Source organism: Microbacterium sp. (assembly GCF_003248605.1).
Taxonomy (GTDB): Bacteria; Actinomycetota; Actinomycetes; order Actinomycetales; family Microbacteriaceae; genus Microbacterium.
Window position 1 is genome coordinate 1 of sequence record NZ_QFPF01000114.1, and the last position, 11,422, is coordinate 11,422.

General features: G+C 70.7%; 9 protein-coding genes. 2 read left to right on the forward strand and 7 right to left on the reverse strand.

Annotation, left to right across the window (positions count from 1 at the left end; translation table 11 throughout):
• The first annotated feature begins 109 nt into the window (after positions 1-109).
• The gene (locus tag DI573_RS12695) at positions 110-1,708 is read left to right on the forward strand and encodes an NAD(P)/FAD-dependent oxidoreductase (protein ID WP_292814895.1); all 1,599 of its coding nucleotides are present in this window, start codon (positions 110-112) and stop codon (positions 1,706-1,708) included.
• On the opposite strand, the gene DI573_RS12700 is transcribed toward DI573_RS12695, so the two are convergent.
• From DI573_RS12700 to xylA, 4 genes are all read right to left on the reverse strand, one after another.
• Positions 1,709-2,578 (reverse strand): hypothetical protein, encoded by an 870-nt coding sequence (locus DI573_RS12700; RefSeq protein WP_292814898.1) that lies wholly within the window; start codon positions 2,576-2,578, stop codon positions 1,709-1,711.
• Between the two features lie 402 nt (positions 2,579-2,980).
• Entirely contained in the window at positions 2,981-3,715 is a 735-nt protein-coding gene (locus tag DI573_RS12705) for a hypothetical protein (RefSeq protein WP_363331368.1), read from the reverse strand.
• A 22-nt stretch (positions 3,716-3,737) separates the two neighbouring features.
• Positions 3,738-5,141 carry an FGGY family carbohydrate kinase gene (locus tag DI573_RS12710; RefSeq protein WP_292814901.1) on the reverse strand — a complete coding sequence of 468 codons (1,404 nt, stop codon included), beginning with the start codon at positions 5,139-5,141 and terminating at the stop codon, positions 3,738-3,740.
• Between the two features lie 11 nt (positions 5,142-5,152).
• Positions 5,153-6,340 carry a xylose isomerase gene (gene xylA, locus DI573_RS12715; RefSeq protein WP_292814904.1) on the reverse strand — a complete coding sequence of 396 codons (1,188 nt, stop codon included), beginning with the start codon at positions 6,338-6,340 and terminating at the stop codon, positions 5,153-5,155.
• A gap of 86 nt (positions 6,341-6,426) precedes the next feature.
• On the opposite strand from xylA, the gene DI573_RS12720 reads away from it, so the two are divergent.
• Positions 6,427-7,596, forward strand: coding sequence for an ROK family protein (locus DI573_RS12720; protein ID WP_292814907.1), 1,170 nt, complete (start codon positions 6,427-6,429; stop codon positions 7,594-7,596).
• A 23-nt stretch (positions 7,597-7,619) separates the two neighbouring features.
• On the opposite strand, the gene araA is transcribed toward DI573_RS12720, so the two are convergent.
• From araA to DI573_RS12735, 3 genes are read right to left on the reverse strand one after another with little or no spacing between them, the layout of a single operon-like run.
• A complete protein-coding gene (araA, locus tag DI573_RS12725; RefSeq protein WP_292814909.1) occupies positions 7,620-9,134 on the reverse strand; it encodes an L-arabinose isomerase in 1,515 nt (504 codons plus the stop codon).
• Positions 9,135-9,155: 21 nt separating this feature from the next.
• The gene (locus DI573_RS12730) at positions 9,156-10,739 is read right to left on the reverse strand and encodes an FGGY-family carbohydrate kinase (protein ID WP_292814912.1); all 1,584 of its coding nucleotides are present in this window, start codon (positions 10,737-10,739) and stop codon (positions 9,156-9,158) included.
• Positions 10,736-11,410 carry an L-ribulose-5-phosphate 4-epimerase gene (locus tag DI573_RS12735; protein WP_292814918.1) on the reverse strand — a complete coding sequence of 225 codons (675 nt, stop codon included), beginning with the start codon at positions 11,408-11,410 and terminating at the stop codon, positions 10,736-10,738. The genes DI573_RS12730 and DI573_RS12735 overlap by 4 nt, the downstream gene beginning before the upstream one ends.
• Between the last annotated feature and the right edge of the window lie 12 nt (positions 11,411-11,422).

An 11,422-nucleotide genomic window follows, 5' to 3' on the forward strand; every position in this document is an offset into this window, starting at 1 on the left:
GCTTCCATTGCTCGTCCGTGAACACCCTCAACCGCGAATCAGACCTCACACAACAAGACTGCCGTGAGCCTCACCAGCGATATGGGAGACACGCCCTAGCGTGATCGGCATGAATCACGCCGGACCCGCCCGACCCGTGCACGATGTCGTGATCGTCGGCGGCGGACACAACGCCCTCGTCGCGGCGGCCTACCTCGCGGGGGCCGGACGCAGCGTCGTCGTACTCGAGCGAGACGGCCACGTCGGCGGCGCGGCCGTCTCGGAGCGCCCGTGGGCGGGCGTGGACGCCCGGCTTTCGCGCTATTCCTACCTGGTCAGCCTGCTTCCGCGGCGCATCATCGACGATCTCGGGCTCGAGATCACCCTTCGCCGCCGGCGCATCTCGTCGTACACGCCCGTGCCGGACGCACCCGAACGTGGCCTGCTGATCGACACGGAGGATGCCGCGGCCACGGCCTCTTCGTTCGCGCGGGCGACGGGCGATCGTGCCGACGCGGACCGGTACGCGGCGTTCGGTGCGCGGCTCGCCCCCCTCGCGCGTGCGGTCTTCTCGTCGATGACCGAGCCGCTCGCACGGCCAGAGGAGCTTCGCCGACGCGTCGGCGACGACGCGCTGTGGCACGGTCTCGTGGAGGCGCCCCTCGGCGAGCTGCTGCGCACCCAGAGCCCCGACGACCTCGTGCGGGGCGTGCTGCTGACCGACGCGCTCATCGGCACGTTCTCGTACGCCGACGATCCCTCGCTGCGCCAGAACCGCTGCTTCCTCTACCACGTCATCGGCGGAGGGACGGGCGACTGGGACGTGCCGGTGGGCGGTATGGGTCGGGTCACCGAAGCCCTCCGGGATGCGGCGCTGCGCGCGGGTGCACGGCTGCGCGTGCACGTCGAGGCCGTGTCGATCACGCCCGACGGCGAGGTCACCCTCGACGACGGCGAGATCGTCGCGGGTCGGCTCGTCCTGAGCGGGGTCGGCCCGGCGGTCCTCTCCCGCCTGCTTCGAGCGGGAGGCGCGACGACGGATGCTGTCACGCCGGCACCGGAGGGGGCGCAGATCAAGGTGAACATGCTCCTCGACCGTCTGCCGCGACTGCGGGACCGCGAGGTGGCGCCCGAGCAGGCCTTCGCGGGCACGTTCCACATCAATGAGACGATGACGCAACTGGACACGGCCTTCCGGAGTGCGGCGGACGGGTCGATCCCCGATCCGCTGCCCGCGGAGATCTACTGCCACTCGCTCACGGATCCCTCGATCCTCGGACCGGACCTCAGGCGACGAGGCGCGCACACCCTCACGCTGTTCGGCCTGCAGACGCCACACCGTCTGACCACCGACACCGACCCCGACACGATCCGCGCTGCGCTGCTTCTGGCGGCGGAACGCTCGCTCGAGAGCGTGCTCGCCGAACCGTTGGCGCCACTGCTGCACACGGGTCCCGATGGCACCCCCTGCATCGAGGCACGCACGACGGCGGATCTCGAGGACTCTCTCGGCATGGTGGGGGGCGACATCTTCCACGGCGAGCTGTCGTGGCCGTGGCTGGAGTCGGACGCCGCGGAGACGACGCCGGGCGCTCGGTGGGGCGTGAGCACCCGGCACGACAGCATCCTGATGTGCGGGGCCGGCGCACGTCGCGGAGGCGCCGTCAGCGGTCTCGGCGGCCACAATGCCGCGATGGCGGCGCTGGAGATACTCGGTCGCGCCGGATGATCAGCGCGGCGGCGCGGGCGGTGACGGCGGCGCGGGGGGCACCTGAGAGACGGGAGGTGCTGGCGGCGCCTGCTGCGCGTGCGGCGGGACGGGCGGCATCGGCGGAACGGGGGCCGCGTACCCCGAAGCGGGCTGCTGCGGATAGCTCGGGCGCCCCGTGTAGTACGCGTTCCAGTCGGGCGATCCGTCGGACATGACCGGCAGCGGGGTGCGCCCGTCCGCATAGGTCGGCCAGGGCAGCGCAGCCGGCGCGGGCGGAGCGGCGACGACGCGCGGCGAGTTCAAGGCCTTCACGAGCGGGACGAGGGCGGTGCCGACCGCCGCGAGGATCGTGACGGCCACGACGACCCGCCAGTAGAAGTCCGACCAGCGGGCGTCGAACATGAGCGGCAGCAGAAGCATGATCGCGAGCACCGTGGACAGTCCGACGGTCACGGCGGTGCACGCCCGCGTGAACACGGTGGCGTTGCGTTCCTGCGTGCGGATGAGCAGTCGCGCGTGCAGGATCGCCAGCCGCACGACCAGCACGATGGCCACGAACTCCATGAAGCGCGTGTATGACGACATCCACCACGCGTCGATCGGAGTCCAGATCTTGATCGCGCCGGCGAGAAGGATGACGACCCAGCCGACCATGCTCAGCAGCACGTACCACTGGGGTCGTCGAGGGGCCTGCCCCGCGTCGAAGACGGCCGCGCCCGCGAACGCCGCGAGGAGCAGGATCGTCGCGAGCGCACGGCCGATGATGCCACTCTCGCCCCCGAAGAGAACCCAGAAGACGCAGACCAGGGCCGCGGCCACGAGGGCGGCGATGGCGATGATCACCGACAGCCGCCAGAAGGACTTTCGCTCTTCGTACTGCTCCGACATCGTCGTTCTCCTTGCTCAGCCGCAGACGAGCCCATCCTGGCACGGAGGGTGTATCAGGCGGAGGAGACTGCACTCCTCTGGGGAGAAGAATCCGTCCGCACCCGATGGGGAGGACGGAGAAATGAATTGGCCCCCTCGGGCAGCCCATTGGGGACTGGGCGACTCGAGGGGGCCCTGCTTCTTCCTGGTCGAACGCGAAACCGCTTGGGGAACCGGCCCGCACGCCGCTGGGGACGGCGTCTCGACACTTCCCGGAAGAGCTGGTAACAGCATAAACCCTTCGGCGATAGTGGGTCTGTCCCCCCTTTGGGGGACAAACGGCCACGTTCGCGTCCCCTCTTCGGGGGACAGATGAGCTTTCAGAGAGCTCACGCGCGAGAGATCGACGGGAATCGCGATCGATCAGATCGCGAAGATGCTCCAGGTTCCCGCGGCTGTCGAGCTGGGGTCAAGCAAGATGAGAGCATTCTCACTGTTGAAGGCGTCGGGTGGACAGGTCATCGGCTCGACCGCCAACCCGCGCCGAGATCGGGACTCGTCGGGCAGATCCGCCGTGTGCACCTGCACCCACGCGCAGTCCCTTCCCCAGGCCATTCCGACGCCCGAGCCCTGCCCATCGGTCACACGCACGGTCACCCGCCCGCCGGGTGCCGATTCGAGGTCCGTGAACGCATGATCGATCCGGGCACCCGCGATCCGGCGCGGGGCGCGGAAGTCGAAGCGGTCGGCGTCGATCTCGACCGAGCGCAGCTCGGTGGGGATCAGCCGGTCCTCCGTCACCTCGAGCACCTGGCGGGCCGGCAGTTCGAGGATCCAGTCGTCGACGCGGCCCGGCCCGGCGACGAGATAGGGGTGCGGTCCGGTGCCGAACGGCGCGGTCTCGCCCGAGAGATTCGTCGCCCGCACCGTCTGGGTGAGCCCGTCCGCACTCAGGGCATAGGTGGTCTCGATGCGCAGCCGCCACGGGTACCCCGCCTGCGGCTCGATCTCGGCGGCGAGCGTGACATGGTCATCGCCCTTGTCGTCAGATCGCGCTCCCCCGCCGCGGAGCTGAACCTCAGCACACGCAGCGATGCCCCCACGCTGGCGATGACGGCGGTGTAGTCGCCCGCCCGGAGGGTGTGCCGAGTGCCGGATGCGGGGCGTCTGTCTTCATGGATCACTCGACGTATCCTGCCGCAACGGCGGCGTATCGCGCGCGGACCTCGCTGCGGGTGTCGACGTCGAGCGTGCGCTCCATCGCCGATGTCCACGTCGGTCGCGAGCCGTTCAGCACCCAGGCCGCCTGGACCGCGGCACCTCGCGCGACATACTCCCCCGGCGCGGGAACGACGACGGGCACGTCGAAGACCTGAGCCGCGATCGCCGCGACGGCGCGGTTGCGCGCGGCGCCGCCGATCAGCAGCACGCGCCGCGCGACGACGCCCTGGGCGCGCACCGCGTCGACGCCCTCGGCGAGGCCGCACAGCATCCCCTCGATCGCTGCGCGGGCGACGCCGGCTCGCGTCGTCGTCGCGAGGGTGAGGCCCGCGAGCGTCGCGGTCGCATCCGGCAGGTTGGGGGTGCGCTCGCCCTCGAAGTAGGGCACGAGCACGGGCGCCGGGGCTCCGGCATCCACCTCGAGGGCGAGTCGCCCGAGCTCATCGTGATCCACGCCGAGCAGCGCCGCGATCGCATCGAGCACACGCGCCGCGTTGAGGGTCGCCACGAGCGGAAGGTAGCCTCCGGCTGCGTCGGCGAAGCCGGCGACCGTGCCGGACGCATCGGCCACCGGATGATCCGTGACGGCGAACACGGTGCCGGAGGTGCCGATCGAGACGACGACATCTCCGGTCGCGGCGCCCAGGCCGAGCGCCGCCCCCGCGTTGTCGCCCGCCCCCGGACCCACGAGCACGCCGCCGGCGGTGCGCCCCGCGGCCTCTCCCGGGCCGAGCACTCTCGGGCGTACGGCGTCGTGCCCGAGAGCCCGCACGAACAGCTCATCGTCGTACCCGGCAGCACCCCAGTAGGCCGTACCGCTGGCATCCGAGCGGTCTGTGGTCAGCTCCTCCAGCACCGGGCCCTTCGCCGACTCGCCCGTGGGGCCGAAGCCGCGCAGCCGCCAGGTGAGCCAGTCGTGCGGTAGCGCGACCGCGGCCACCCTGGCTGCGCGCTCCGGCTCCGCATCGCGCAGCCAGCGCAGCTTGGTCGCGGTGAACGACGCCACGGGCACGACCCCCGTCCGCCGGGCGTACTCACCCGCCCCGACCTCGCCGATCAGGCCGCGCGCCGCCGATGCCGAGCGGGTGTCGTTCCACAGCAGCGCGTCGCGGATCACCCGCCCTTCGGCATCGAGCACGACCATGCCGTGCTGCTGCCCCGCGACCGACACGGACGCCACGTCGCCGAGTCCGCCGGCATCCGCGATCGCGTCCGTCAACGCCACCCACCACGCATCGGGCGACACCTCGGTGCCCGGGGGGTGCGCGGCGCGCCCCTCGCGCACGACGCGCCCCGTCGCGACATCGACGATGACGACCTTGCAGGACTGGGTCGACGAATCGACCCCCGCGACGAGCGTCATGGCGTCCGCGCTCAGCGGGCGCCGAGCAGGTGCTCGGTCGCCAGCTGCTGGAGCCGGACGAAGCCGAAGCCCTTGCCGCCGAGGTAGGCCGCGGCGTCGAAGTCCTCGTACGCCGACCGGTCGGCGAGCAGGTCGTCGTACGACTCGCCGGGGTTGAGGGTGGGCACGGCGAGCTCGGCGACCTTCGCGGCCGCGAGCGCCTCCTGCACCTCGGGGTCGGCGCGGAAGGCCGCGGCGCGCTCCTTGAGCAGCAGGTAGGTGCGCATGTTGGCGGATGCCGACTCCCACACGCCCTTCTCGTCCTCGGTACGCGAGGGCTTGTAGTCGAAGTGACGGGGGCCATCGTAGGCCGGTACCCCACCGGGGCCGCCGTTCTCCAGCAGGTCCACGAGCGAGAAGGCGTTGTGCAGATCACCGTGGCCGAAGACGAGGTCCTGGTCGTACTTGATCCCGCGCTGGCCGTTGAGGTCGATGTGGAAGAGCTTGCCATGGTAAAGCGCCTGGGCGATGCCCGCGGTGAAGTTCAGGCCCGCCATCTGCTCGTGGCCGACCTCGGGGTTGACGCCCACGAGCTCGGGACGCTCGAGCGAGTCGATGAAGGCGATCGCGTGGCCGAGGGTCGGCAGCAGGATGTCACCGCGCGGCTCATTGGGCTTGGGCTCGATGGCGAAGCGGATGTCGTAGCCCTTGTCTGTGACGTAGTCGCCGAGCAGGTTGACCGCCTCGCGGTAGCGCTCCAGCGCCTGTCGCACATCCTTGGCCGAGTCGTACTCGGCGCCCTCGCGGCCGCCCCACATGACGAAGGTCTTCGCACCCAGCTCGGCGGCCAGGTCGAGGTTGCGCAGCACCTTGCGCAGGGCGAAACGGCGCACGTCGCGGTCGTTGGACGTGAAGCCGCCGTCCTTGAAGACGGGGGCCGAGAAGAGGTTCGTGGTCACCATCGGCACGACGAGGCCGGTGGCGGCGAGCGCGCCCTTGAGGCGATCGATCTGCACCTGACGCTCGGCGTCGGTGGATCCGAACGCGAAGAGGTCGTCGTCGTGGAACGTGAGTCCGTACGCACCAAGCTCGGCGAGCTTCTCGACGGCGTGCACGACATCGAGCGCGGGCCGCGTGGGCCCCCCGAACGGGTCGGTGCCGTTGTAGCCGATGGTCCAGAGGCCGAACGAGAACTTGTCGGCGGGCGTGGGGGTGGGCATGCGATCCTGCTCCTCGCTGAACGGAAATGTTGTTAGCGACAACCTATACCACGCATCGTCCGCCCGCGACCCCCTACGCTGGTGCGATGACCGACCGCGCGACCACCTTCGAGGCGGTGCGGCGCGCGAACCTCGCACGGCTGGTGCGCCTCGTGCACCTCGAAGGACCGCAGTCCCGCGCGCAGTTGACGGCCACGACGGGCCTGAACCGCTCGACCATCGCCGACCTCGTCGGCGAACTCGTCTCGCTCGGCATCGCCGCCGAGCTGCCGCCTGCCCCTTCCACGCGCGCCGGCCGCCCCTCCCCCGTCGTCGCGTGCGATCCCCGGATCGTGGCGCTCGCCGCGAACCCCGAAGTCGACGCCCTCACACTCGCGGCTGTGCGCCTGGACGGCTCCGTCGCCGCGCGTCTGCGCATCGAGGTCGACCGCCTGCTCACGCCCGACCAGACGGTGGCGATGATCGCCGGCTGGAGCCCGGCGGAACTCCACGGCGCCCGTATCGTCGGTCTCGGCCTCGCCGTGCCCGGGCTCGTCCGCGCGGCCGACGGCATGGTGCGCCTCGCACCGCACCTCGGCTGGCACGACGTGCCGCTGCGCGACCTCGCGACGCACGCCACCGGCCTGCCGGTCGTGGTCGACAACGACGCCACCCTGGGCGCGATCGCCGAGCACTTGTTCGGCGCCGGCCGGGGCATCGACGACCTCGTCTATCTCAACGGCGGCGCCAGCGGAATCGGCGGCGGCCTGATCGTGCACGGGATGCCGGTATCCGGTCTCTCGGGATACGCCGGGGAGTTCGGACAGAACCGGCCCGGCATCCCCTCCTCGGCGGATCGCCTGGCCGGCGACGGTGTTCTGGAGGACGAGGTGAGTCGGGCACGCCTGCTCGCCGTCGCGGGACTCGCCTCGGCCGACGAGCCCACGCTCGCCGCCGCCCTCGCCGCGAGCGATCTTCCCGATGCCGCCGACGAGATCGCGCGCCAGCGCCGCATCCTCGCCACCGCGCTCGCGAACGCGGTCAACGTGCTGAACCCGCGCGTGATCGTCCTCGGCGGGTTTCTCGCGACGCTCGCCGCGGGCGGCACCGACGAGCTGCTCGACGCGGTGCGCGCCCTCTCGATGCCGGCCGCCGGGGAGGATGTCGAGATCCGCCCGGCGGCACTCGGCGAGGATCGCCTGCTGATCGGCGCGGCGGAGGCCGCCTTCGCGCGCCTCCTCGACGACCCGGTCGGCATGCTGCCCCCCGGGCGTTGAGCGAGCGCAGCGAGACGCCGGCTCTACAGCCCCTGCGCGAGCCGGTAGTAGGCCTGGTTCCACCGCACCTCGCGCTGGAAGTCGCGCACCGTCGTGGTGTCATCGATCACGAGCAGCTCGGTCTTGGCGATCTCGGCGAAGTCGCGGAACACGTCGATGCCCACGGCGGTGGTCATGACCGTGTGGTGCGCGGCGCCGGCGATGAGCCAGGCGGCGGCGCTCGTGGCGAAGTCCGGCTGCGGCTTCCAGATCGCACGTCCCACCGGCAGCTTGGGCAGATCCGGGGCCTCGACGTTCTCGACCACGTTCGCCGTCAGCCGGAACCGGTCCCGCATGTCGCTCATGGCCACGACGAGCGCGGGTCCCGGGTCGGCGGTGAACACCAGGCGTACGGGATCCTGCTTGCCGCCGATGCCGAGCGGGTGGATCTCGAGTCTCGCTCTCTGCGACGACAGCGATGGTGACACCTCGAGCATGTGCGCCCCCAGGATGCGCTCGGAGCCGGGCACAAGATCGTAGGTGTAGTCCTCCATGAGGCTCGCACCTCCCGGCAGCCCCGCGCCCATGACGTTCGCGACGCGCACGAGGATCGCCGTCTTCCAGTCGCCCTCTGCGCCGAAGCCGTAGCCCTCGGCCATCAAGCGCTGCACCGCGAGGCCGGGCAGCTGGGTGAGGGCACCGAGGTCTTCGAAGCTCGTCGTGAAGGCGCCGAACCCGCCCTCCTCGAGGAAGGAGCGCAGTCCGAGCTCGATCGCGGCGCCGTCGCGCAGCGACTGATGACGCTCGCCGCCGGCGCGCAGCTCGGGCACGACATCGTACTCCTCTTCATAGAGAGCCACGAGGGCATCGACCTCCGCGTCGGATGCTGTCGCGACAGCATCCGCCAGCTCGTTGACACCCCACGTGTTCACCTGCACGCCGAAGCGCAGCTCGGCCTCGGTCTTGTCACCCTCGGTGACCGCGACGTAGCGCATGTTGTCGCCGAAGCGCGCGAGCTTGAGGCTGCGGGCGGCCGCCCAGCCCGCCGCGGCCCGCTGCCATGATTCGACCTCGGCACGAACGCGGGCATCGGAGGCGTGACCGGCGACCGTCTTGCGCGCGACGCCGAGGCGGGTCTGGATGTAGCCGAACTCGCGGTCGCCGTGCGCCGCCTGATTGAGGTTCATGAAATCGAAGTCGATGTCGGCCCACGGCAGTTCGACGTTCGCTTGCGTGTGCAGGTGCAGGAGCGGCTTCTGCAACGCGTCGAGGCCGCCGATCCACATCTTGGCGGGGCTGAACGTGTGCATCCACGCGATGAGGCCGATGACCTCGTCGGCCGCGTTGGCCTCGAGGGCGAGGCGACGGATGCTGTCGGCGTCCTTCAGCACGGGTTTCCAGACGACCTTCACGGGCACATGGCCCTCGAGCTGGGCGACGACACCCTGCGACTGCTCAGCGACCTGGCGCAGGGTCTCTTCGCCGTACAGGTTCTGGCTGCCGGTGACGAACCAGACCTCGTAGGCGTCGAGGGTCGTGGCGAGGGGCGTGCGGGTCATGTCGTTCTTCTTTCGGTCGGTTCAGAGGACGGCGGTGGCGGCGCGCTCGATCGCGAGCCCCACCTCGTAGCGGGTGAGGTAGGAGGCGTAGCCCGCGGCATCTGCGGCGTCGGGGGCCGCAGTTGCGAACTCCTCGTCCGCGAAGACGCGCTGCGCGAGATACGCATCCAGGGGCAGCTCTGCGGCCGCGTCCAGGTAGGCCGCGAGCACGGCGATGCCCCATGCGCCGCCCTCGGACGCCGTCGCGGCGACCGCCACGGGCGCGTCGATCGCGGCCGCGAGGAAGCGCTGCGCGACGCCGGCGGTGCGGAACATGCCGCCGTGCGCGTACATCGTCTCGATCTCCACGCCCTCGCCCCGGAGCACCCGCATCCCGAGGCTCAGGGTTCCGAAGACCCCGTAGAGCTGGGCGCGGAAGACGTTGCCGAGCGTCAGGCGCGAATCGGGGGTGCGGACGACGAGCGGACGCCCCGCGTCGAGTCCCGCGATGGGCTCCCCCGCGAGGTGGTTGTACGCGAGGATGCCGCCGGCATCCGCCTCGGCGTCGAGTGCTTCACTGAAGAGCACCTCGTACACGGCGTCGGCCTCGAGGGGCGTGCCCGCCGCCGCGGCGAACCGCCCGAAGACGCTCACCCACGCGGCGAGCTCGCTCGCGCCGTTGTTGCAGTGCACCATCGCCACCGGGTCGCCGGCGGGCGTGGTCACGATGTCGAGTTCGTGGTGCACGCGGGCCAGGGGCCGATCGAGCACGACCATCGCGAAGATGCTCGTGCCGGCGCTGACGTTTCCGGTGCGCGGCGAGACGGCGTTCGTGGCGACCATTCCGGTGCCGGCGTCACCCTCGGGCGGACAGAACGGGATGCCGGGGCTGAGCGATCCGGTCGGGTCGAGCAGGGCCGCTCCCTCCGTCGTCAGCTCGCCGGCGATCACGCCGGCGGCGAGGACCTCGGGCAGCAGCTGAACCAGGTCGGCCGGAAGCCGGCCGCTCACGAGCCGGTCGTATGCCGAGAGCATCGCCTCGTCGTAGCCGCCGGTCGCGGGATCGATCGGGAACATGCCGGAGGCATCCCCCACCCCGAGCACCCTGTGCCCGGTGAGACGCCAGTGCACATAGCCCGCGAGGGTCGTGACGAAGCGGATGCCGGGCACATGCTGCTCGGCGCCAAGCACCGCCTGGTGCAGGTGCGCGATCGACCACCGCAGCGGGATGTTGACGCCGAACAGTTCCGTCAGCTCGGCGGCGGCGGGACCCGTGGACGTGTTGCGCCACGTACGGAAGGGGACGAGCAGATCTTCGTCGGCCCCGAACGCCAGGTAGCCATGCATCATGGCCGAGACACCGATGGCACCGAACGTGGTGGGGCGCTCCCCGTGACGACGCTCCGCGTCGGCGAGGAGACCGGCGACGGCATCCTGCAGTCCCGACCAGACGTCCTCGAGCGCGTAGGTCCAGGTGTTGTCCTCGAACCGGTTCTCCCACTCGTGTGAACCGACCGCGAGGACGGTGCCGGGGTCGGCGGCGTCGACGAGGCAGGCCTTGATGCGGGTCGATCCGAACTCGATGCCGAGCGCCGTGCGGCCGGCGCGGATCGCGTCGGCGCTCATCGGGCGTCCTCGCTCTCGTCGCGGCGGTCGTCGGTGGCCTGGCCGTAGACGTTCTGGTACCGGCCGTAGAGGGCGTCGATCTTCTCCTGCGGGATCGGGACCAGCGGACCCGCCTGCGCCGCGATATGAACCGTGCGCGCCGCGTCCTCACACATCACCGCGGCCTTGACCGCATCCTTCGCCGACACCCCGATCGTGAACGGCCCATGATTGCGCATCAACACCGCACGGCTCCGGTGACCGGTGAGGGTCTCCACGATCCCCCGACCGATCGAGTCATCCCCGATCACCGCAAACGGACCCACCGGAATCGGACCCCCGAACTCATCCGCCATCCCCGTGATCACACACGGAATCGATTCCCCCCGCGCCGCCCACGCCACCGCATACGTCGAATGCGTGTGCACCACACCACCCACACCCGGCATATTCCGATACACATACGCATGCGCCGCCGTATCACTCGACGGAGACCGCTCACTGCCCGGCGTCCCCGGGACCACAACCCCGTCCAGATCGCACACGATCATGTTCTCCGGCGCCAGATCGTCATACGACACCCCGCTCGGCTTGATCACGAACAGATCCGCACCCGGCACACGACCCGACACATTCCCACCCGTCCACACCACCAGCCCATACCGCACCAACTCACCATGCAGACGGGCCACATCCTCGCGGGT

Excerpts from the sequence above, each read along its gene's own strand:
- DI573_RS12695 (WP_292814895.1), top strand. The coding sequence starts at position 110 with ATGAATCACGCCGGACCCGCCCGACCCGTGCACGATGTCGTGATCGTC.
- DI573_RS12700 (WP_292814898.1), bottom strand. The coding sequence starts at position 2,578 with ATGTCGGAGCAGTACGAAGAGCGAAAGTCCTTCTGGCGGCTGTCGGTG.
- DI573_RS12730 (WP_292814912.1), bottom strand. The coding sequence starts at position 10,739 with ATGAGCGCCGACGCGATCCGCGCCGGCCGCACGGCGCTCGGCATCGAG.
- araA (WP_292814909.1), bottom strand. The coding sequence starts at position 9,134 with ATGACCCGCACGCCCCTCGCCACGACCCTCGACGCCTACGAGGTCTGG.
- DI573_RS12720 (WP_292814907.1), top strand. The coding sequence starts at position 6,427 with ATGACCGACCGCGCGACCACCTTCGAGGCGGTGCGGCGCGCGAACCTC.
- DI573_RS12710 (WP_292814901.1), bottom strand. The coding sequence starts at position 5,141 with ATGACGCTCGTCGCGGGGGTCGATTCGTCGACCCAGTCCTGCAAGGTC.
- xylA (WP_292814904.1), bottom strand. The coding sequence starts at position 6,340 with ATGCCCACCCCCACGCCCGCCGACAAGTTCTCGTTCGGCCTCTGGACC.